Here is a 22,497-nt window from a genome sequence, read left to right as displayed (position 1 = left end):
GATTGTTGTTATGAAAGTTGCCTTAGTCCGCGCAGCAATTACTTGCCGGGGGTGTAGATCTCGTCGAACTTGCCGCCGTCGTTGAAATGCACCTTCTGCGCTTCGCTCAGCGAACCAAAGTACTTGGCCACGGTGAACTGCTTCAAAGGCTTGAAGATGTCGGCGTGCTTTTTCAGCACAGCTTCCGAACGGGGGCGCAACGCGTGGCTGGCTGCAATTTCTTGGGCGTCATCGGTGTACAAGTAGTCCAGATACGCTTTGGCCAACGCGCCAGAGCCTTTTTTCTGCGCGGTGCGCTGCACCACTGCCACGGGGTTCTCTGCCACGATGGAGCTGGACGGGTACACCGCTTCGACCTTGCCCTTGCCAAACTCGCGGTCCACCGAAATCACTTCCGACTCAAACGTAATCAGCACATCGCCAATATTGCGCTGCAAGAAGATGGCCGTGGCATCACGCCCGCCCTTGCCCAGCACGGGCACGTTCTTGTACAGCTGCTTGACAAATTCCTGGGCTTGCGCGTCGGTGCCACCGGCTTCACGCACCGAACCCCAGGCTGCCAGGTAGGCGTAACGGCCGTTGCCACCGGTCTTGGGGTTGACCACCACCACCTTCACGTCGGGGCGGGTCAAATCCTTCCAGTCCTTGATGTTCTTGGGGTTGCCGTGGCGCACCAGGAACAGCATGGTCGAGGTGGTGGGCGATGCATCGTACGGAAACTGCTTGGCCCAGTCCTTGGCCACCACACCGTTGTTGGCCAGAAATTCGATGTCGGTGGTGGTGTTGAAAGTCACCACATCGGCGGGCAGACCATCATTGACGGCACGTGCCTGGGCGCTGGAGCCGCCGTGCGCCTGGTCAATCTTGATGTCTTTGCCCGTGGTCTTTTTGTAGTGGGCTACAAAAGCTTGGTTGTAGTCTTTGTAGAACTCACGCGCTACGTCATACGAGACATTGAGCAACTGGTCTTGGGCACTGGCCATGCCACCGGCAGCCAGCGCAATCGTTGCCAACAGGGTCTTGAGCTTCAAAGATGTCATGGTGTTGCCGCCTTGCACAAATGCGTGTTTTTAAGAGATGCAGCGCATTGTGAAGAGAACTTCTTAAAACTCAAAAGAATATATTTTTTTAAATTTATCAGAATTTAGAATAAAGGATTTGTGAGCTATCAGCGCTCTATCCATAAGCGCTAGCGGACTATTTCATGCAAAATTTAAGCTACTGCCACCCGTTTGACCCCACCCCAAGCCATGTCTTGTACCAAAGACTGCAACAGCGCCCAGCCCAAAGGCCAATGCCCGTGGCCTGATTCCACATTGATATGGCCCGCATTGGGCAGACGCACAAACTCACTGCCCCATGCCCGTGCGTAGGCCCCGGCCAAGCGAATCGGGCAGTACAGATCACTGGTGCTGGCCACCAGCACACTGCGGTAAGGCAAGGGTTGGCTGGGAACAGGGGCAAAGTCCGCCAAATGGGCACGGCGCTCCGGGTCAGCAGGTGCCACCAGCAACGCACTTTGAATACGCGCTGCAGCCTGTGGCGACACATGCGCGGTGGTGATGCAGCCCAGGCTGTGCGCCACCACGATGGCAGGCTCTGGCCGCGATAACAACAGCTGCTCCAGCGTGCGCACCCAGTCTTCGCGCTTGGGCGTGAGCCAATCGTCTTGCTCCACACGCTCCGCGTGGGGCAGCGCCTGCGCCCACAGGCTTTGCCAGTGCTCTGCGCCTGAATTGCGCCAGCCTGGGACGATGATGATGCGCGGCGTGGGATGGGACATGCAGAACTCTCCTTTGGAGGCGCAAATTGTCTAAGCCGCGTGCCCAAACTCCAACGAATGATTGGTTGTTTTCTTATGCACATAAGCATCTGCATCCGCGCGTTGCACACCGGCCATCCAACGCCCCACCGACTGTTTACGGATTTCGCTGCAGCCATCGCACTGCGGCATGCACCAGTTGATCCAGTTAATTCAGCTGCTGCACCCTCCCCGCCAATCCATAAAAAAAAGCGCTCCTTAGGGCAAGGAGCGCATTCGGCAGGGGATGGACTTGCTACAGGGCCATGCAAGCGCCTCAAAGCTCTGGCGACAAAGCAATCTGCACGCTTTCACAGGCACCATACAAAGCATTGAGTGAGACCTTCGCCATCACGGCTTGGCCATCGGGCAACTCCAGCTCAAACACAAAGTGACTGCCGCGGAAGGTGCGCTCGCGCACTTGCGCACGGACACCTTTTTCCACCACGGCCACATGCTCTGGTCGCAGCAACACTTGCACCCCTTGGGCCGTCTGGTAATGCGGATGCCCCGAAGGCAGCAGCCCCAGTGCGGTTTGCCATTGGCCGCCAGCGGTGGCCTGCGCAGACACCAACGCACCATCGCCCACAAACTGCGCCACATCTTGCGTAGCGGGTGCGCAGTACACCTGCACCGCGTTGCCCCATTGCATGAGCTGGCCGCGTGCCATGACGCCCACGTTATCGGCCATGGCGAAGGCCTCGTTTTGATCGTGGGTCACCATCAACGCCGTGGCTTTGGCCTGCTTCAGGATAGCTCGCACTTCGCGCGCAATACTCTCGCGCATGCTGGTATCCAGGCTGGAAAATGGCTCGTCCATCAACAGCAAGCTCGGCCTGGGGGCCAAGGCACGCGCCAGCGCTACACGTTGCTGCTGTCCGCCCGACAGCTCATGGGGCCATCGTTGTCCCATGCCTTCTAGCCCCACCAGCTCCAGCATTTCATGGACACGCGCAGCGCGCAATGGTTTGGCCATGCGGTGCAGACCAAAACCAATGTTGTCACCCACGCTCAGGTGCGGAAACAAGGCATGGTCTTGAAAGACCATACCGATGTCACGCGCCTGGGGTGGCACATGCAGGGCAAGGCTGGCCACTGTTTTGCCTTGCAGGTCAATCTGTCCAGCGCGCACAGGCTCAAAACCTGCAATCGCACGCAGCAGCGTGGTCTTGCCACAGCCAGAGGGGCCAAGCAAGCAGCCAATCTCCCCTTGATCCAGACGCATGCTCACGTTTTGCACCACGATGTGGTTGCCATATCCCAAAGAAACGTTTTTAACTTCAAGCATTACTCAATCCGGCATTTCTTAACCGGCCGAAGTCGGTGTTTTTTCTGTTTGCAGCACCAGCAAAATCACAGGCAGCAAGCCCACCAGCACAATAGCCAGCGCAGGCAAGGCAGCCTCTTGCCACATCGATTCGGAGGTGAGCTGGAATACGCGTACCGCCAAGGTGTCCCACCCAAATTGGCGCATCATCAATGTGATGGGCATCTCTTTCATCACATCCACGACAACCATCAAAAATGCGGAAAGCAAGCCCGTGCGCAGCAGCGGCAAATGTAAACGACGCAAGGTTTGCCATGGCCCCAGCCCCAAAGAGGCGCAAGCCTCTTCTTGGCTGCGCGTGATGCGCTGCATTGCCGCATCCGTGGCGTTGTAGGCCACCGCCAAAAAGCGTGCGGCCAGCGCCAACAACATTCCAGCCAGACTGCCCTTGAGAATGCCCAGGCTTTCAATGCCCAGCGGTGCCAGCAAAGCCAGGAGGCGCTCGTCCAGCCAAGCGATGGGCACAAACACCCCCACTGCCAGCACCACACCGGGCATGGCATAGCCCAAGACGGCCAAACGCACCGTCCAAGCCGTTAAGCCATCCGGGTGACGGCGACGAATCCAAGACAGCAACAGCGCCAGCACGGTGGCCACTGCGGCAGTAATCAACGCCAGACACAGCGTATTCCACACATAACCCCAGTAGTCACTGTGCAGGTTTTCGCGCCATATCTGCCCGACCCACACCAGCATTTGCACCATCGGAATTGCAAAAGACGCAGCAAAAACCGAGACACATGCAACAAAAGCCAGCCACCGACGGGCGCCTTTAAGCACAACGCGGTGCCGCTGTGGATTGCTCACATGAAAGCGCTGTGCACTGCGGGATCGCTGCTCTGCGGCCAGCAACAACAGCACCACCAGCACCAGGATGGATGCCAGTTGTGCAGCCGCTGTCATGTTGAACAAGTCAAACCACGACTTGTACAGCGCCGTGGTGAACGTATCAAAGTTAAAAACAGCGATGGCGCCAAAGTCGGCCAGCACCTCCATCAGCACCAGCGCTAAACCCGCACCAATCCAAGGGCGTGCCAGGGGCAATGAAACTTTAAAGAATGCCTGCACAGGGCTATATCCGAGGGCCTGCGCAGCTTCGATGCTGCGATGCCCCTGCGTAAGAAAGGCACTACGCGCCATCAGATACACATAGGGATAGAAAGCCATGACCAGCACCATGACCAAGCCCCACAGGCTGCCACGGATGTCAGGAAACCAGCGACTGTTGCCCCACACCTCGCGCACAAAGCTTTGCACCGGGCCCGCGTACTCAAAGATCCCCATCTGCACAAAAGCCAGGACATAGGCTGGAATTGCCAGCGGCAGCACCAATGCCCATGAGAAAAACTTACGGCCAGGGAAGTCACACATGGCCGTCAGCCACGCCAGCGGAACCCCCACCACAGAGACGACAACGCCCACCAGCAGCATGAGCAACAAGGTATTGCCCAGCACGCGGGGCAATACATAGTTCCACAAATGCTGCCAAATTTCAGGTTGCGGCGTCACCGCCATCCACACCACGGCCAACAAAGGCACCAGGGTGAGCAACGCCACGGGAAGCGCAAAAGCAAAACCGCGCCAGCGGTGGGCTGGCGCGGTACGGTCTACAGCAGACAAATAGCTAACCTAATGAAGAAAAGCGATTAACGATAGCCTACACGATCCAGCAACTTGATGGCCTCAGCTTGGTGCGAGCCAATGTCGCCAGCATTGAGTGAGCTAGGCGTAAATTTACCCCAAGCTTTCACAATCGGATCGGCTTCAGCTTGCTTGTTGATGGGGCTTTCGTAAGTACCATGGGTGTAAGCAGTCTGCACTTTGGCGGAAGACAGCCACTCCAGCAGCTTGCGGGCGCCTTCTGGGTTCTTGGCGTGCTTGACCACACCTGCACCAGACAGGTTCACATGGGTGCCACCCTCGTCTTTACCTTGGTTTGCCCAGAACAGTTTGACTTGCTTGTTGAAGTCAGGCTCCTTGGCCAAGATACGACCATAGTAGTAAGTGTTCGCAATACCCACATCGCATTGGCCGGCAGCAATCGCTTTGAGCAAGCTGTTGTCATTGGTGAAAACATCGCCCGCCAAGTTGGCCACCCAGCCCTTGGTAATGGCTTCCGTCTTTTCCACGCCATGCTTGGCAAGCAACATCGCCACCAGAGACTGTGTATATGCCTGCTTGGAAGTACGCAGGCACAGCTTGCCCTTCCACTTGGGGTCTGCCAAGTCTTCATAGGTGCTCAGTTGCTCTGGCTTAACGCGGTCCGCTGCGTAGAAAATCGTGCGTTCACGCTGCGACAAACCCCACCAGCGGCTGCCAGCGTCGCGGAAGTTGGCTGGCACATTGGCATTCAATGTGGGAGAGTCAATTTTTTGCAGCAACCCACGCTCGGCGGCACTCCACAAATTACCCACATCCACGGTAATCAACACGTCTGCTGGCGAACTGGCTCCTTCGGCAGCCAAGCGCTCCGACAAAGAGCCACCACGGTCCGTCAACAGATTGATCTTGACACCGGTTTGCTTGGTGTATTCATCCAACGTAGGCTTGAGCAAAGCCTCGATGCGTGAGGAGTACACCGTCACCGCTTGGGGCTGGGCCGCTTGGGCCAAAGTAGCAACACCAACCAGGCCCATGCACAGAGCTGTCTTCCAAAGTTTCATTTTGAAAAGCTTTCAGTCAGAGAAAAAGCGCCACTTTCGATAGCGCTACCGCGACCCCACCAAGGGGTATGAGGATGTTAGGCAGAACCAAACAATTAATAAGAATAATTCCTATTCGTTTATTCTAATCCAACTTTTCAGCGGTTTTTATCCACTGTCGCAGTGTGCACACAGTCTTTTTTTTACTACGCAACCAACCAGCACTCGGCATGACAGACCGTCAGCTGCCGCACTGGTAGGGCGTCCATCGCACGGATCTTCCCCGCCCACGTTGAGGCTAATTTGTGCCGGCCTTCAATCGGCCTTGCTGGCCATGTGTGCAACGCGGCAAACTGGGCAGCCAACAGCAAGCTGCCAGTACACAGACACCCGCCTTCGGACAACCGCTGGCGCCCTTACGCTGCGCCAATGCCGCTCGCGCCCGGAAGGTACTCCCCCAGAAAATCCAGAAAACTTCGCACTGCGGGCGTTAACCCTCTGCGAGAGCTAAATACCGCATGCACAATGCCAGGCGGAAAACGCCACTGGGGCAGCACATGCACCAACTCGCCACGCTCTATCTCCGACTGGCACATGTAGTCGGGCAAATAGCACACGCCCGCGCCCCCCATCACGGCCAGCTTCAGCGTCATCAAATCATCGGCCACATAACGGGTTTGGGGCTGGATTTGCATCTCTGCCCCGGTATCACTGCGCAGCCGCCAGTGCGCCACGCCTTCAAAGGCAGACATGGACAACACATCGTGCTGCAGCAAATCCTGGGGCGACTGTGGCACTCCCTTGCGCTCAAGATACTGCGGGCTAGCCAGCAAAATTTGCTGCGCCACATCTAGGCGCTTGACCACCATGCTGGCGCTGTCTTCCAGCGAGGCGCGCACCCGCAGCGCCACATCCAAGCCCTCTTCCACCACATTCACCGGCCGGTTCACCACCAGCATTTCCACGCGCACCTCGGGGTAACGGGCCAAAAAACGCGGCATCAGCGGGGCCAGTACGGTTTGCGACAAGGTGACGGGGCAGCTCACACGCACCGTACCGCGGGGTTCACTTTGCACTTGCTCCACCGTATCTTGGGCGGCCATCGCCGCATCGCGAATGGCTTGGCAATGGCGCAAGTAGGCAGAACCCACCTCCGTTAAGGACAGCTTGCGTGTGGTGCGCTGCAGCAAGCGCACCCCCAGCCGCGCCTCCAGCTCCGCCACCCGGCGTGACAGGCGCGACTTCGGAATGCCCAGTGCGCGACCCGCTGCCGCAAAGCCGCCGCGCTCCACCACCTCGGCAAAGTACAGCATGTCATTCAAGTCCTGCATCCGCATCCCCTCTTCTGTTTCCAATCATCCAACACCAATTGTCCCAAATTCAGAACAATCTATCGTGTTTTTAGCGACTTATCAAATATTCGCGTGTAATCCACAATCACCGTCATTGATTCGAACATTGCTTAGGAGCACCCCTTGAAACTGTTGCACGTTGACTCTTCTATCTCTGGTGAAAACTCGGCTTCGCGCAAGCTGACCCAACAAATCGTCGCGGAGTGGACCGCCAAGCACCCCGACACCCAAGTGGAATACCTGGACCTGGTGGCAGAGGCCCCCAACCACTTCACCACCGCCGCCATGGCACCCCGCACCGGCCAAACCGATGGCCTGAGTGCCGAGCAAGTGGCTGAAAACGCCGTGTCTGAAAAACTGGTGAGCCAGTTCTTGGCTGCCGATGTGGTTGTGATTGGCGCGCCTTTCTACAACTTCAGCATTCCTACGCAGCTCAAAGCCTGGATAGACCGACTGGCACAGCCTGGCCGCACCTTCCGCTACACCGCAGCGGGCCCTGAAGGTTTGGCCAAAGGCAAAACCGTGATCGTGGCTTCGTCGCGTGGCGGCGTGTACTCCATCACCGAAGCCATGCAGGCCTTGGAACACCAAGAAAGCTACCTGAAGGTGGTGCTGGGCTTCTTTGGCGTCACCGATGTGCGCATCGTGCGCGCTGAAGGCTTGGGCATGGGCCCTGACGCAGTGGCCGCTGCGTTTGCCAGCGCTGCCAATGACGTGAAGGCCGTCACCGCCGCGTAAGCGCGGGCACCAGCCCTTTTCATGCAAAAAACGCCTGCTGATTGATTTCAGCAGGCGTTTTTTTTGCGACTGCGCCTGCCATTCATACGCAAGAGCTTGCTACGGGTTAAAGCACACAACGCATTACCGGGTGAGTGCGTAAGCCAGTTGCCCCAGCCACTCATGCAGCGCCACTTGCCAGCGCAGCAAACTTTCTGCCATGTGGTAGCGGTACCACGCGGTGTGCGTGCCGGTGCGAAAGTCCACCGGATAAGGGGTCACCTTGCAGCCCACCGCTTCAAACTCTGCCACGGAGCGCGGCATGTGCCATGCCGATGTCACCAGCAGCCAAGGCTGCTGGCTGCAGCGCTCACCCAGCGTTTGGGCCACGCGCAGTGCGTTCTCTCGGGTGGTGCGTGCGCCTTGCTCGATCTGCACGCGCGCCATGTCCACGCCTTGCTCGGCATAGAACTGCTGGGCCAGTTGCCCTTCGGTAATGCCCGTGGCCAGCAAGCGCCCCTCGCCCCCGCTGAACACCAGTTGCCACTGCGGGTGCTGCCGCATCAAGCCCACAGGCACCGTCATGCGCTCTGCCGACTGCCCCAGCGGCACTTGCCCGTGGGCTTGCCAGCTGGCAGGGTGCTCCACTGCGCCACCCAGCACCAGCATGCCGGCGTGCTGCTCCAGCGCTGCGGCCATTGGCTGGGCGGGATAGCGGCGCTCCAGCGCACGCAACAACGCATCAGGCAGCGCCTGAAAGCCCAGCACCCCCAGCAGCACCAAGCCTGACCACAGCATGCGCTTTGCTGCCCGCTGCTTTTTCCCCAACAACAGCAAGGCCAGCAGCCACCACAGCGCCAGCCAAAACAGCGGCTGCGTGATGGCCGAAAGCAATTTCGATACAACAAACACGGCCGCCCCCTGATTGCTCATGAATAAGTGAGCTGCCAGCGCTTGTATTACTTATCTTTCAACTATAAAAGATCTTGAAAGCTAATTTAGATAAGCGCCATCAGCTCATATTTTTAAAATTTCGATTACTTACCGATGCCACCATGGGCCAGCGACCATTTGGCCGGGTCTTGCAAAAACGCCTGCCACACGGCCAGTTGCTCGACCGAGAAACCACCGCGCTGGAACGCCATGGCCAGCACGTCTTGCCAGTTGCACAGCGCGTGCACGCGCACGCCGTGCTGTGCCAAGACCGCGTCCGAGCCAAAGCACGCGTAATCAAACACCACAAACAGATCTTCCACGCGCGCGCCTTCGCTGCGCAGCGCATCAATAAAATTCAGCTTGTACTGCCCGGCAGAGACCATATCGTCCACCAGCAGCACCTTGCCGCCTTGCTCCACCACGCCTTCAATCTGGCGACTGCCCACGGCGCGCTTGCGCACGTACTGCAGGGGCATATCCAGCTTCTCGGCAAACCACGCCGCAAAGGCAATGCCGCTGGACTCGCCCCCGGCCACCGCACTCAGCCCTTGCAGGGCACCCGCATCCAGCAGGCGCTGCACGCCTTGCTTCATCAGCTCACGGCGAATGGTGGGCAGGGAAATCAGCCGCGTGGCATCCATGTACACCGGGCTGGCCCAGCCCGAGGGCAGCACAAACGGCGCATCAGTACGCACTTCCACACAGCCGGCTTCCAATAACCAAGCCGCAGCTTGCTGGCTCATAGGATTTGTCATCTCAAATGCTTTCTTACTGTTCAATCGCTGCGAACCCGCTGCAACATGGCGCGCAGGCGCTGCGCGCCTTCGGAGCCTTTGCTGGCGTGGGCCCACAGCTGTGTCGTCATCTGTTCGTGCAGTGCCACGGCCTCTGGGGATGCGGTCACGGTGGCAATACCGTTGCGCACATTCGGCAGCTCCCCCAGGCGAAACGGACTTTGCATCAGCACACGGTGGTGCGCGCCCGTGAGCACCTGGTAGGTGGCCGAGGGCATGGCGTCATCCACCAGCCCAATCTGGGCAAACCACGGCGCATGCTCCATCAGCTCGGCAATCCGCGCCACCTCGATGTGGCCGGCCTGAATGCGCTCGCGCCGCACGGCAGCCGGTACATCCATGCGCCCGACCAAGCCGGTTTGCACAAAGCGCTCTAAATCACGCAGCCCCATCAGGCTCACGATGTGGGGCTTGCGCTGCTCAAAATTGCGTTGGCGCGCACGCAAAATCTCCACCATCTGCAGCGTCTGCCGCGCTTGCACCTGAGTGTCTGCGCCCTGGGGCAAAGCTTCTTCCAGCATCAGCGCCAAATAGTTGAGGTAGTTCTCAGACAGCAGCAAGACGGAAATCGGCTCAAAGTGCGCCAAGATGCGATCCGTGCTTTGCTCAATTTGGCGCATGCGCTCAAACAGCGCCAGGGCCGAGGCGTAATACTCCGCCTCCACCCCCAGCAGCGATGCCAAGCTGGTGCCCAGCAACTGTGCCAGGCGCTCCAGGGTTTCAATCTTGACGATCTCCCCCTTTTCCATGCGGTAGACCACCGCGCGCGACACCCCCAGTTGCTCGGCCACTTCATCGGCCTGCAGCCCTGCCCCGATGCGATAGGCGCGCAGGCGATCCCCCATGGCGCTGTAATCAAGGTGGGAAGTAAACGCAGGCGTTGTCATGGCGAGCGACTATAGCGAAGTGCCGTTTCGTGGCTGCGCTGCGGGGATGGCGGCAATGGTGTCTGCCATCACCTGCGTGCCCAGCATAAAGTCCGCCAGCTCCATCGCTTCATGCGGGTTGTGCGAGCCATTTTGGTTGCGCACAAACACCATCGCCGACGGCACGCCGCCGTTGGCAAACAAGGCGGCATCGTGGCCTGCACCACTAGGAATACGCTCATGCGCAATGCCCCGGCTGCGGCAAGCCTGGGCCATCAATTCGCACAGCTGGGCATCGCACACGGCGGGCTCGCTCATCAGGCGGCGGTCCAGCACAAACTTCACGCCGCGCTCGCGCTCGATGGAATGCATTTCTGCCTGCACCAGCTGGTAGAAGGCCTCCAGCGTGTCACTGCTTTTGCTGCGCGCTTCAAAGCTGAAGTGCGCATAGCCAGGCACGCGTGAGATGGAATGCTCTGCAGGGTTGGTCTGCACCACGCCACAGGTCACCACCAAGTCCGTACCGCGCTCCAGCAAGGCGCGCCAGTGGTTGTCCAGGCGCACAATCAAATCGGACACGGCAAACACCGCGTCTTTGCGCAACCAGCGCGGCACCACGCCCGAGTGCTGGGCATCGCCCCAGCACTCAATCTTGTTGTGGCGCACATTGCCGCGAATGCCGCTGACCACGCCGACCGGAATCTCGCGCGCCACCATCACCGGACCTTGCTCAATGTGCAGCTCGATATAGGCGGCAATCTCGGCAGGGTTGATGAGTTTTTCTTGGCGGCTGATGGCTGCCATATCGGCACCGCATGCGGCCAGCGCATCGTGCAAGCTGATGCCGTCGCCCCGGCGCTGCAAGGCCAGATCGGCGCTGCTGAGCTTGCCCCACAGCGCACCCGAGCCCATGTAGGCCTTGCCAAACCATGCGCTTTCTTCTCCGCGAAAGCCAACCACCTTCAGCGGCGCAGGCAAGGTAACACCCTCGCGCCGGGCAGCAATCAGCACCAGCAGACCAGCCACCACGCCGGCCAAGCCATCGTAGTTGCCGCCTTGCGGCACGGAGTCCAGGTGCGAGCCCGTCCAGATCGCCGCGCCGCTGCGCGTGTCTGCCGGATCAAAATACACAAAGTTGCCTGCGCGGTCCGTCACCACGTCCAGGCCCTCGCTGCGCGCAAACTTCTCCAAGTACGCGGCGCACGCGTTTTCACCTTCGCCATAGCTGGCACGGGTCACGCCGACACCATCAAAAGTCAGCCCACGAATGTCCGCAAACAATTGCTGAGCCAAGGGCTCTAGAGACTGCAGTTCCATATCAACATGCCTGTTCGCAGGGTGTGCGCAGGCTTCAAGGTTGCTAAGGATGCATACTAATCTCAAAAAAGATACGCGTTTGCCGCAACGCTGCCGCTAAATGCGCATGATGTGTATCGCTGCTGGAATACCCCGGCGCGCGGTGCGCCCCACTGCCTCAGCCATCCACGGGGTGCTCCGGGGTTGCTAGCAGCAACTGGTACAGCGCCAAGTCCAGCCAGCGGCCAAACTTGAAGCCTACTTGCGGCATGGTGCCCACATGCGCAAAGCCCAAGCGGGTATGCAGCGCAATGCTGCTGGCATTGGCCGCGTCAATCGCGCCAACCATGGCATGCATCTGCTGCTTGCGGGCCGCCGCAATCAGGGCCTGCATGACGGCCAGCCCCAAGCCTTGCCCTCGATGGTCTTGGTGCACGTACACCGAGTGCTCGACTGTGTACTTGAAGGCGGGATAGGCCCTAAACGTGCCATAGCTGCCAAACGCCAGCAAAGTGCCGTCCTCATCTTCCACGCCAATCACCGGGAAGTTGTTGTGCTCCTTGGTGGCAAACCACGGCGCCATACTCTGCAGCGTACGGTGCTTGTAGTCGTACAAAGCCGTAGAGGTCACGATGGCCTCATTGAAAATATCCACAATCGCTTGGGCGTGGCGGGCATGGGTGCATGCCACAAAATGGTGCTGTGTCATCAGTTTCTCCGGGCACCGGGCCGCCGCTGCACAAAAATTAAAGGCGCGCACCCAATTCGCTGCCCTGTGCAATCGCACGCTTGGCATCCAGCTCTGCGGCCACATCGGCCCCACCAATAATATGCGTGGAAATACCGGCTTTGAGCAATGCTTGCTGCAAAGCGCGCTGCGGCTCCTGGCCGGTACACACAATGATGTGGTCCACGGCAATCAGGCTGGGGTTTTCGCGCTTGCTGCCGTAGCTGATGTGCAAGCCCTGCGCATCGATGCGCTCGTAATTCACCCCCGCCAGCATCTTCACACGCTTCATGCGCAGCTCTGCGCGGTGAATCCAGCCCGTGGTTTTACCCAGGCCCTTGCCTACTTGCGTGGGCTTGCGCTGCAGCAGCGTCACCTCACGCAGCGCTGGCAAGGGTTGCGCGGGCTGCAAGCCACCGCGGTGCAAGGCGGGGTCTGCCACGCCCCATTCGCTCTGCCAGGCGGGCAAGTCAGTGGCCGTCGAGTGCGGGCCATTCGCCAGGTAGTACGCCACATCAAAGCCAATGCCCCCTGCCCCCATCACCGCCACACGCTGGCCCACCGGTTTTTGCTGCGCCAGCACATCGATATAGCTGAGCACCATGCCAGCAGCCTGCGCTTCTTCCTGACCCGGAATGCGCGGATTGCGCGGCACCACGCCCGTTGCAAGCACCACTTCGTCGTACTGCGCTGCCACCAACTGCTCGGCAGTGACTGTCTGGCCCAGTTGCACGCGCACGCCGGTTGCCAGCAGGCGCTGCTCAAAATAGCGCAAGGTTTCGGAGAACTCTTCTTTGCCCGGAATGCGCTTGGCCATGTTGAATTGCCCGCCAATCGCGGGCGCCGCATCCCACAACTCAACCCGATGACCGCGCTGCGCCAGCGTGGTTGCCGCTGCCAAGCCGGCCGGCCCTGCCCCCACCACGGCAATCCGCTTGGGGTGCTGGGTGGGCAGATAGCTCAGCTCCGTTTCTCTGCACGCACGGGGGTTGACCAGACAAGAGACGGTTTTGTTCTGGAACACATGGTCCAAGCAGGCCTGATTGCAAGCAATGCAGGTGTTGATGTCTTGCGGCCTGCCACGCGCAGCCTTGGCCACAAAATGGCTGTCCGCCAACAGCGGGCGCGCCATGGAAACCATGTCCGCATCGCCTTGGGCCAGAATGTGCTCCGCCATCTCGGGCGTGTTGATACGGTTGGTGGCCACCAGCGGAATACCCACCGCCCCTTTGAGCTTGCTCGTCACCCACGCAAATGCACCGCGCGGCACGGAGGTGGCAATCGTGGGCACCCGCGCTTCGTGCCAGCCAATGCCGGTGTTGATGATGGTGGCTCCAGCCGCCTCGATCGCTCGGGCCAGCTGCACGACTTCGCTCCAGTCGCTGCCGTCGGGAATCAAATCCAGCATCGACAGGCGGTAAATCAAAATGAAGTTCGGCCCCACCGCCTCGCGCGTGCGGCGCACGATCTCCACGGGCAGTTGCATGCGCTGTGCATAGTCTCCGCCCCAGCGGTCGGTGCGGCGGTTGGTATGCGTGGCCAGAAATTCGTTGATGAAATAGCCCTCACTGCCCATGATTTCCACGCCGTCATAGCCTGCATCCTGGGCGTGGCGGGCGCAATCCACAAAATCTTGAATCTGCCTCTCCACCCCGGAGGTGCTCAACGCCCAAGGCGTGAATGGCGTAATTGGCGACTTGATGCGTGAAGGCGCCACTGAAATGGGGTGGTAGCCATAGCGCCCCGCATGCAAGATTTGCAGCGCAATCTTGCCGCCGTGGGCATGCACGGCCTCGGTGATCGGGCGATGGGCTTTGGCATCCGCGCTGCTTTTCATCGTGCCCGCAAACGGCTTGACCCAGCCCGCACGGTTGGGCGCAAAGCCCCCAGTGACTATCAAGCCCACGCCCCCTTGCGCACGCTCGGCAAAGTAGGTTGCCAAGCGCGGCAGATTTTTGCGGTCGTCTTCCAGCCCGGTGTGCATGGAGCCCATGAGCACGCGGTTGCGCAAGATGGTAAATCCCAGATCCAAAGGGGCCAGCAAGTGGGGGTAAGCAGCAGTCATCCGAGGTGTCCCAAACAGCAAACAATGCAAAAGCTGCATTAGGAACGCACGACCGTGCTTTTCATATCCGCGTAAGTCTGGATACATCAACTGCCAGTCGTGACTGCCTGCCCTACTGGGCGCTCAAAAAATATGCATAAAAAGTGCTTCAAACGATTATCTGACAAGCGCTAGCAGCTATTGATTTATTGCTTCGCTTGATGCGCACAGGCACGCGGCGCATGCTACGTAGCACACAGACGGGCACAAAAAAGCCCGCAGATGGCGGGCTCTTCTGGGGTGCAGCACCGGGCGGGGCTTAACGGCGGCGCTTTTTCTGGCTGACCGGCTTGGCGGCAGGAGCGGGTTTGTCTTTTTTGCTGCCGATCTTGCTTTCCTGGCCGCGAAGCAAACGGCCGATGTTTTCCGCATGGCGCCACAGCAGCAAGGCCGACATGGCAATCACCGCCAGCAGCACGGATTGGTCATAGTTCCACAAGCTGCCGCCCAGCAGCACGTAGTACACCGGCGCCAGCACCGCGGCCACCAAGGCCGACAGCGATGAATACCGCGTGGTCAGCGCCACAGCCAGCCATGTCAGCAGCACCAGCAGCCCCAGCCAGCCGCTGATGCCCAGCAACACGCCCAGCGCCGTCGCCACGCCCTTGCCGCCCTTGAACTTGAAAAACACCGGGAACAGATGCCCCAGGAAAGCGCCAATGGCCACCAGCGCCAAGGTGCCATCCTGCAAGCCATAGTCGGGGCCGACATATTTAACCAGCAGCACCGGAACCAGCCCTTTGACGGCATCCAGCAGCAGCGTCAAAGCCGCTGCCGCCTTGCTGCCTGAGCGCAGCACATTGGTGGCACCGGGGTTGCCGCTGCCGTAGGTACGGGGGTCATTGAGCCCCATGACAGCGCTGACGATCACCGCAAAAGACAGCGAACCAATCAAATAGGCCACCACGGTGGCTACGAGAGGAAGTGTGGAATTCAAGACTGCAATCCTTGCCAGCCATCAGGCTGGCTCTTGTTATATAGAGCGTGACTGGCTACGCCTGTGCCCAAGCCGCCAGTACCAAGGCCGCTATTGTGCCAGCGCGCACTGCACCGGATGGGCGCCCAGCAGCTCCACACAAACCCGGGGCTGCAGCTGCACCAAAAAACCCCGCCGCCCGCCGTTGATGGCAATGCGTGGCAAATCCAAAATGGTCTGCTCGATATAGACCGGCATCTGTTTACGCACCCCAAACGGCGAAGTGCCGCCCACCAGGTAACCGCTGTGGCGCTGGGCCACCTCGGGCTTGCATGGCTCCACACTCTTGGCACCAATCTGGCGCGCCAGGTTTTTGGTAGATACGGTGCAGTCACCGTGCATCAGCACGATGAGCGGTTTGGCATCTTGGTCTTGCATGACCAAGGTTTTGACCACCGCATGCTCATCCAGCCCCAGCTGTTTGGCGGATTCAGCGGTGCCCCCGTGCTCTACATAGTCATAAGGGTGCTCGGTAAACGCCACCTGGTGCGCCTTGAGCAGTTGGGTGGCAGGCGTCTCGCTCACATGCGTTTTGTCTTTTTTGGCCATGGTTTTTTTACTGTCCGGGGTCGCGATATTTCCAGCGCAAAGCGTCAATCTGCGTCAGCACCTCCTCGGACAGCTGCACGCCCCATGCATCCAGATTTTCATCGAGCTGCGCCACACTGGTCACACCAATGATGGTGCTGGCCACGCGCCAGCTGCGATAGCAAAAAGCCAGCGCCAGCTGCGTCGGCGTTAAACCATGCTCTCGCGCCAAAGCGTTGTAGTGGCGTGCGGCCTCTAGCGCTTCAGGGCGCCCCCAGCGCTGCTTTTGCACGGAGGGGTAGGACAGGCGCGTGCCTTGCGGAGCCGCAGGCCCCGTCAAGCCGGACTGGTCGTACTTGCCCGTCAGCAACCCCACACCCAAAGGCGAGTACGCCAGCAGCCCCACGCCCAGGCGATCGCAGGTTTCGTCCATGGCGTTGTCCCAGCTGCGGTTGATCAGGCAGTACGGGTTTTGCACACTGGCGACACGGGGCAGGCCGTATTGCTCGGCCAGACGCACAAATTCATGCACGCCATACGGGGTTTCGTTGGACAAGCCCACCGCACGCACCTTGCCTTGCTGCACCAGTTGGGCCAGCGTCTGCAACTGCTCATGGATGCTGGTTTGCGTCACTTCCTTGGCCGGGTCGTAGTAGAGATTGCCAAAAGCGGGCACATGGCGCTCGGGCCAATGGATTTGGTAGAGGTCAATCACCTCGGTTTGCAAGCGGCGCAAGCTGCCTTCGCACGACGCGATGATGTCTGCCGCCGTCATGCCCTTGCCCGCGCGAATCCAGGGCATGCCACGCGAGGGGCCGGCCACCTTGCTGGCCAGCACCACCTGTGCACGCGCACCGGGGCGGGCCGCCAGCCAGCGGCCAATGATGGTTTCCGTGGCGCCATAGGTTTCGGCGCGCGCGGGCACGGCGTACATCTCGGCCGTGTCCCAGAAATTCACACCGCGCTCCAGCGCACGGTCCATGATGGCGAAGGCCTCGCGCTCGCTCACTTGCTCACCAAAGGTCATGGTGCCCAAGCAAATAGGGCTGACCAGCACATCACTGCGGCCCAGCCGCACAGGGTTCATTGTTGGGCTATTCATGGCTAGCAAGTGTAGAGCGCTGCGTCACGCTCTTGACTGTGGTCAGTACCGACTGCGCAAATAATGTGCTGCATGTACACACCGCAGCGCCCCTCTCAGACTGAAGATTTGCCCATCCGCCACATGACTTACCGTGTGCGCACCTGGGGCCAGCCGCAGCCCGGCATGCCCCCCTTGGTGCTGGTGCACGGCTGGATGGATGTGGGTGCCTCCTGGCAGTTTGTGGTGGACGCCTTGAGTGAAGCCTTCTTCCAGCAGCGGCACATCATTGCCCCCGACTGGCGCGGTTTTGGCCACAGCATGCTGCCCGCGCCCTGCGACCACTACAGCTTTGCCGACTATCTGGGTGATTTAGACGCCCTGCTCGACCACTACGCCCCGGGCGATCAACCCGTGGACTTGGTCGGCCACAGCATGGGCGGCAACGTGGCCATGCTGTACGCAGGCGCGCGCGCGCAGCGCATTCGCCGCCTGGTCAACCTGGAAGGTTTTGGCCTGCCTGCCACGCAGCCCACGCAAGCGCCGCAGCGCATCGCCCAGTGGCTGGATGAGCTCAAAGCGCTGCACGCCCAAGAGATAGAACTCAAAACCTATGACAGCGTGCAAGCGGTGGCCGCACGCCTGCAAAAAACCAACCGCCGCCTGGGCATGGACAAAGCCCTGTGGCTGGCCCATGAATGGGCAGCCCCCAATGCGCAAGGCCGCTGGGCCATCTTGGGCGATGCGGCCCACAAAGTGGTGAACCCCCAGTTGTTCCGTGTGGACGAAGCCCTGGCGCACTATGCCGCCATCACCGCCCCCGTCCTGGCGGTGGAAGCCACAGAGGACAGCCTGGGCCAGTGGTGGAAAGGGCAATACAGCTTGGAGGAATATCACCAGCGCCTGCAAGCCATTGCCCAGTGCCGTGTGGCCCAGGTGGACGATGCCGGGCATATGCTGCACCACGACCAGCCGGCCATCGTGGCGCAGCTGATGGAAGACTTCTGCCAACACTAAATCAGAAGCGGCTTACGCTGGATTTTCAAAGGTTTACGGTACATTTCATGCTGCATTCCTTTATCTGCACGCGCAAGCCGCTCTTGTTTTTGCGCATGCTCGCTATGAAAGCCTGCTGCCATGTGGCTTAAAGATCTTCTGCGCAAACTCACCAAAGGCCCGGACGTGGGCGAAACCTTCCGCGATTACATCGGCTGCTACTTCTACGGCACCGAAGTTTCAGGCAGCAACCAGCCCGAATACGTGGGTGCCCCCGCTACCCTGGAGCAGCTGGAGGCCGGCGTGCGCAGCTACCTGAAAGACTTTCTCAGCACCCAGCACGACCGCAGCACACCAGCCGTACACACTGTACAAGTCGTGCTGGCAGACCTGCCCCAGCGCCTGCGCGCGCACGTGCAGTCTGATATGACGCTGCCATTTATCGCCCTGGACGGCACCGAAATGTTTATCCGCAAAGGCATACGCCAGCGCCGCAAAGAAAACGGCAAGTTTGTCGAATAAAGGCGACACGCAGCCGCGCTGCGCTCTATAGTCCACGCCACCACCTTCTTGCACCGCTTTGACCCATGACTGAGACTGCGCAGCCGTCCGCAGACACTGCACCGCTACACCCCCGCCAGCTGCTTTTGCCCTCGTTGACGGCCATGGTGCACGACTTGGCGCAGATGCTGCCCCCCAGCAGCGTGGTGCACGCCCTGCAAGCCAGGCAGTTGCTGCAGCAAATGGCCCAGGCCGTGCAGGTGGTGGAGCTTGCCAGCCTGGGCAAGCTCATGCAGTCCATGGAAGCGCCTCTGCAAGCCTATGCCAGCACGGGCGAGCTACCGAGCGACAAAGCAGGCGAGTTGCTGCAGCTGGCCGCCCGCGACATGCAAGCCTTCTTGCAAGCGTTGAACAGCGGCGCAGCAGCACACCCCCAAGACCTGTTTGCCAGCTACCGCGCCATCACCAAACTCAGCGGCAAAGACAGCGCCCACCCGGCAGATTTGTGGGATGCACCATGGCCCACTCCCACCATCGCAGCACCGGCCAGTGCCAGCGCCACCCCGCCCAGCGCAGAAATCCGCACCCAGTTTGACCAGCACGTGCTGGCGCTGCTGCAAACCAGCAACCCCAGCTTTTGCACCACGCTGCAGCAGCTGAGCCTGGGCTTGGCAGCCCATGCGCAAGATGGCACCACTTGGCAATTGGCCGCAGCATGGCTGCAGGCGGTGGAATACGGCCTGCTGGAGCTGGATATTTACGCCAAGCGCCTGGCTTCGCGCCTGCTGGCGCATTACGCCAGCTTTGCCAAGGGCGACGAAACCCCTCCGGCCGCCCTGGTGCGCGATTTGCTGTTTTTCTGTGCCCAGGCGGTGGAGGCGGCGCAGCAGCGCAAGCAGCCCTTGCCCGAAACGCTGGCGCTGGTCTACCAGCATTGCCAGCCCGATGCAGGAACGGGCGCGGGCTCTGGCGCCACGGCTACCGAAGCTGCCACCCAGCCCCTAGGCATCACGGCGGAAAGCGCCAGCGCGGAGCCAGCGCCAGCGCCGACTGTGCACTTGCCTGCGTTTCAGGCAGCACCGGAAATTCATCCGGCCGAAACCTTGGTGCACGGGCTGGCGTCATCGGCCCAGATTGAACCTGACCTCGATTTCCTGCAAGCCGCAGAAACGCTGTCCCAGCAGCTGGAATCCAGCATCGCGGCCTGGCAAAACGATGCGCAGACCACGCTGTGCCCGCAAACACCCGAAAACACCGGTGAACTCTCTCGCCTGGCCTGGGCTGCGGGCTGCGCTGAAATTGCCACACTGGCCCACCTGCTGCAACGCTGCTTGCTGCGCATGCCCGCCGATGCTGCGCAGCCCCAGCGCCTAACCTGCCAGCATGCCAGCGAAGAAATTCGCCGCCTGCTGCACCAGTTTGCTGCCGGTTTTATGCGCCGCGCGCACCCGCAGGTGATGGATGCCTTGCACAGCATGTATGCGCAATTGCCCGAGCCTGTGGCGGCGCCTGCACCCTGTGCAGCAACTTCCACGCCGGTGGATCCTGAAGAACCTGGAGCCCCGCTGCATGGCATTGATGGCAATCACAGCGACGGCGACGTTGACGGTGATGTTTTCGTCCTCGACACCGACGTCGACATGGACGACGAGGCCGCCATCGCAGCCACTGCAGAGCCTGCCCCCGCATCCCACGCCCCGGTGCTGGATGCCATGCATTTCTCGGTGTTTGAAGAGGAAATGCTCTCCATCTGGCCCAAGCTGCAAAGTGCGCTCAAGCAGTGGGTCAAGGTGCCGCAAGACAGCAGCGCCCGGCAGATTTTGCTGCGCAGCCTGCACACCCTCAAAGGCAGTGCGCGCTTGGCCGGGGCCATGCCTTGGGCCAGTCAGGTGCATGCCTTGGAGGGGCTGGCCTTGGAGGTGCCCTCCATCGAAGGCCCGAGTGGCCCCGCTGCGCTGCCACAGCCCCTGGAGGCTTTGCGCGTTGCCTTTGTGGCCTTGCAACAGGAAATGGCTGACCGGCACCCTGAACGCCAACCAGGACGCCTGAACCTGAACCCACTGGAAGCGGTAGCGCGCCACGCACAAGCCTTGTGGCACAGCCAAGACACGGGCCAGCAGGCGCTGGCCGCCAGCACCCTGTCTTTGCAAGAAATTGCCAGCAGCTTGCAAAAGCTGCGTACCCAAATTCAAGACTGCGCGGCCTGGGCCGACACCTTGATGCTGCACGGCGATGTCGAGCTGCCTTACGAATGGCACGAAGAGCTGCACGATTTGGTACACGCCCTCAATGACTGCACCGACGATCTGGGCACCGCCCAGCAGCAGCTGCAACATGGCGTGGCCGACGTGCAGCAAGCCTTCACCAGCCATGCAGGGCACTTGCGCGCCCTGCAACACACCTTGCTGTACGCCCGGCTGCTGCCCCTGAACCACATCCAAGAGCGTTTGACAGCCTGCGTGCAGCTGGCTGCGCAAGACGCGGGCAAGAGCGTAGATGTGTTCTGGCAAGGTGCCGAAACCGTGATGGAGCGCAATGTGCAAACGGCGCTGACACCCGCGCTGGAGCACCTGCTGCGCAACAGCGTGGCCCACGGCATTGAGACGGCGCCGCAGCGCAAAGCAGCCAAAAAAGCCGCTACCGGAAAAATTCTGATCCGCTTGCACACCGCCGGTCACCAGCAGGTGCTGAGTATTTTTGACGATGGCGCCGGCCTGAACACCGAAGCTATTCGCCGCAAAGCCGTGGCGCTGGGCCTCATCGCTGCCGAGGAGCCGGTAGACCACGCCCGCGCTGCAGAGCTGATCTTGCACCCGGGCTTGAGCACCGCTGGCAGCGTCACCGAACTGGCGGGCCGTGGCATTGGCATGGATGCCGTCGTTGACACCATCCATCAACTGCACGGCAAGCTGCATGTGTCCAGCAATCCTGGCAAAGGCTGCCGCATTGACATCACCTTGCCAGCGCCCCCCCAGGTGGAGCAAGTGCTGGCCTTGCGTGCTGGCAACTGGCGTGTTGCCATTCCTGCGCGCAGCCTGGAGACAGTGCGCCGCATTCCCGCCGCCGTGGCCGATCAGGCCCTGGCCCAAGGGGTGCTGCAAGACAAAGCCGCTGCACCGCTGCCCATCTATTGGGCTGGGGCGGTGTGGCAGCAATCCAGCCGCAGCCTTGAGCCACCGCTTGATGGCCAGCGCAGCTTGCTGATTGTGCGCGGCGATACCGCACGCTGGGGCGTCATCGTGGATGAGGTGCTGGGCACCCAGGAAGTGACGCTGCAAGCGCCTGCCGATCTGGAGGTGCCCATTCCCGGGCTGCTGGGCACTGCAGCGCAGCCGTCTGGCCAAGTGCTACAGGTTTATGAACCGACGGCGGTGCTGAGCGCGCATGAAACACGTTTGCTGAACCAGCACGAAGCCCAGGCCCCTGTGGCGGAGTCACACCACGAACCCGAGCGCCCTCTGGTTTTGCTGGCCGACGATTCCATGAGCGTGCGCCGCCTGGCGCAGCACCTGCTGCAAGCCAGTGGCTACCGCGTCGCCACCGCTGCCGACGGTCTCGAAGCCTTGCAGCTGCTGGAGGAAGGCCATCTGCCAGCGCTGCTGATTGTGGACGTGGAAATGCCCGACATGGACGGCATGGAGCTGCTGCGGCGCGTGCGGGCCGACGCACGCTTTCAGCATTTGCCGGTGGTGATGCTGACCGCGCATGCTGCAGGCCCCGTCAGCCACAAAGCCATCAGCATGGGTGCGCAAGCGTTTTTGACCAAGCCTTATTCACCGAACGAGCTGCTGGCCCAAGTGCGCCGCTATGCCACGCTGACCAGTGTTGCCTGAAGGGCGCAACGCGCCACCGC

The 22,497-nt window shown here is 60.6% G+C and carries 20 protein-coding genes; 4 read left to right on the top strand and 16 right to left on the bottom strand.

All coding sequences use genetic code 11. From position 1 onward, the window contains the following. Positions 1 to 38 precede the first annotated feature (38 nt). The 6 genes from B3R00_RS02015 to B3R00_RS01990 form a co-directional block, all read right to left on the bottom strand. Positions 39 to 1,040 (bottom strand): sulfate ABC transporter substrate-binding protein, encoded by a 1,002-nt coding sequence (locus tag B3R00_RS02015; RefSeq protein WP_286997133.1) that lies wholly within the window; start codon positions 1,038 to 1,040, stop codon positions 39 to 41. A 173-nt stretch (positions 1,041 to 1,213) separates the two neighbouring features. Continuing rightward, positions 1,214 to 1,783, bottom strand: a complete 570-nt coding sequence (locus B3R00_RS02010) for an RBBP9/YdeN family alpha/beta hydrolase (RefSeq protein WP_286997132.1) — start codon at positions 1,781 to 1,783, stop codon at positions 1,214 to 1,216. A gap of 295 nt (positions 1,784 to 2,078) precedes the next feature. Next, entirely contained in the window at positions 2,079 to 3,089 is a 1,011-nt protein-coding gene (locus B3R00_RS02005; RefSeq protein WP_286997130.1) for an ABC transporter ATP-binding protein, read from the bottom strand. 18 nt (positions 3,090 to 3,107) lie between these two features. Then, a complete protein-coding gene (locus B3R00_RS02000; RefSeq protein ID WP_286997129.1) occupies positions 3,108 to 4,748 on the bottom strand; it encodes an ABC transporter permease in 1,641 nt (546 codons plus the stop codon). A gap of 26 nt (positions 4,749 to 4,774) precedes the next feature. After that, positions 4,775 to 5,791, bottom strand: coding sequence for an extracellular solute-binding protein (locus tag B3R00_RS01995; RefSeq protein ID WP_284213253.1), 1,017 nt, complete (start codon positions 5,789 to 5,791; stop codon positions 4,775 to 4,777). 395 nt (positions 5,792 to 6,186) lie between these two features. After that, on the bottom strand, positions 6,187 to 7,101 hold the full coding sequence (locus B3R00_RS01990; RefSeq protein WP_286997128.1) for a LysR family transcriptional regulator: 915 nt from the start codon (positions 7,099 to 7,101) through the stop codon (positions 6,187 to 6,189). 144 nt (positions 7,102 to 7,245) lie between these two features. On the opposite strand from B3R00_RS01990, the gene B3R00_RS01985 reads away from it, so the two are divergent. Beyond that, entirely contained in the window at positions 7,246 to 7,860 is a 615-nt protein-coding gene (locus B3R00_RS01985; RefSeq protein ID WP_286997126.1) for an FMN-dependent NADH-azoreductase, read from the top strand. Positions 7,861 to 7,983: 123 nt separating this feature from the next. Here B3R00_RS01985 and B3R00_RS01980 read toward each other — a convergent pair whose 3' ends face one another. The 9 genes from B3R00_RS01980 to B3R00_RS01940 all read right to left on the bottom strand — a co-directional run bounded on the left by B3R00_RS01980 (position 7,984) and on the right by B3R00_RS01940 (position 17,153). Then, positions 7,984 to 8,772: a YdcF family protein gene (locus B3R00_RS01980; RefSeq protein WP_286997125.1), complete on the bottom strand. Its 789-nt coding sequence runs from the start codon at positions 8,770 to 8,772 to the stop codon at positions 7,984 to 7,986. A gap of 104 nt (positions 8,773 to 8,876) precedes the next feature. Then, the gene (locus tag B3R00_RS01975; protein WP_286997123.1) at positions 8,877 to 9,530 is read right to left on the bottom strand and encodes an orotate phosphoribosyltransferase; all 654 of its coding nucleotides are present in this window, start codon (positions 9,528 to 9,530) and stop codon (positions 8,877 to 8,879) included. Between the two features lie 20 nt (positions 9,531 to 9,550). Further along, positions 9,551 to 10,456: a helix-turn-helix domain-containing protein gene (locus tag B3R00_RS01970; RefSeq protein ID WP_286997122.1), complete on the bottom strand. Its 906-nt coding sequence runs from the start codon at positions 10,454 to 10,456 to the stop codon at positions 9,551 to 9,553. A 9-nt stretch (positions 10,457 to 10,465) separates the two neighbouring features. Next, a complete protein-coding gene (locus B3R00_RS01965; protein WP_286997121.1) occupies positions 10,466 to 11,752 on the bottom strand; it encodes a hydantoinase/carbamoylase family amidase in 1,287 nt (428 codons plus the stop codon). A 157-nt stretch (positions 11,753 to 11,909) separates the two neighbouring features. Then, positions 11,910 to 12,440 (bottom strand): GNAT family N-acetyltransferase, encoded by a 531-nt coding sequence (locus tag B3R00_RS01960; protein ID WP_286997119.1) that lies wholly within the window; start codon positions 12,438 to 12,440, stop codon positions 11,910 to 11,912. Between the two features lie 37 nt (positions 12,441 to 12,477). Beyond that, positions 12,478 to 14,523, bottom strand: coding sequence for an FAD-dependent oxidoreductase (locus B3R00_RS01955; RefSeq protein WP_286997118.1), 2,046 nt, complete (start codon positions 14,521 to 14,523; stop codon positions 12,478 to 12,480). 298 nt (positions 14,524 to 14,821) lie between these two features. Further along, positions 14,822 to 15,499, bottom strand: coding sequence for a glycerol-3-phosphate 1-O-acyltransferase PlsY (gene plsY, locus B3R00_RS01950; RefSeq protein ID WP_286997116.1), 678 nt, complete (start codon positions 15,497 to 15,499; stop codon positions 14,822 to 14,824). A 90-nt stretch (positions 15,500 to 15,589) separates the two neighbouring features. After that, the gene (ybaK, locus tag B3R00_RS01945) at positions 15,590 to 16,087 is read right to left on the bottom strand and encodes a Cys-tRNA(Pro) deacylase (RefSeq protein WP_286997114.1); all 498 of its coding nucleotides are present in this window, start codon (positions 16,085 to 16,087) and stop codon (positions 15,590 to 15,592) included. Between the two features lie 7 nt (positions 16,088 to 16,094). Then, on the bottom strand, positions 16,095 to 17,153 hold the full coding sequence (locus B3R00_RS01940) for an aldo/keto reductase (protein ID WP_286997149.1): 1,059 nt from the start codon (positions 17,151 to 17,153) through the stop codon (positions 16,095 to 16,097). Between the two features lie 87 nt (positions 17,154 to 17,240). Here B3R00_RS01940 and B3R00_RS01935 point away from each other — a divergent pair, with 87 nt between their 5' ends. Next, on the top strand, positions 17,241 to 18,164 hold the full coding sequence (locus B3R00_RS01935; RefSeq protein ID WP_286997113.1) for an alpha/beta fold hydrolase: 924 nt from the start codon (positions 17,241 to 17,243) through the stop codon (positions 18,162 to 18,164). On the opposite strand, the gene B3R00_RS01930 is transcribed toward B3R00_RS01935, so the two are convergent. Then, complete coding sequence (locus B3R00_RS01930; protein ID WP_257469237.1) at positions 18,161 to 18,286, bottom strand: hypothetical protein; 126 nt, start codon at positions 18,284 to 18,286, stop codon at positions 18,161 to 18,163. The genes B3R00_RS01935 and B3R00_RS01930 overlap by 4 nt on opposite strands. Between B3R00_RS01930 and B3R00_RS01925 the strand changes: the two genes are divergently transcribed. Further along, positions 18,285 to 18,665, top strand: a complete 381-nt coding sequence (locus B3R00_RS01925; RefSeq protein ID WP_286997112.1) for a hypothetical protein — start codon at positions 18,285 to 18,287, stop codon at positions 18,663 to 18,665. The genes B3R00_RS01930 and B3R00_RS01925 overlap by 2 nt on opposite strands. A 65-nt stretch (positions 18,666 to 18,730) precedes the next feature. Next, positions 18,731 to 22,477, top strand: a complete 3,747-nt coding sequence (locus B3R00_RS01920; protein WP_286997110.1) for a hybrid sensor histidine kinase/response regulator — start codon at positions 18,731 to 18,733, stop codon at positions 22,475 to 22,477. Positions 22,478 to 22,497 lie beyond the last annotated feature (20 nt).

Source organism: Comamonas sp. UBA7840 (assembly GCF_002501455.1).
GTDB classification, from domain to species: Bacteria; Pseudomonadota; Gammaproteobacteria; order Burkholderiales; family Burkholderiaceae_C; genus Comamonas; species Comamonas jiangduensis.
This window is presented reverse-complemented; position numbering and strand designations above follow the sequence as displayed.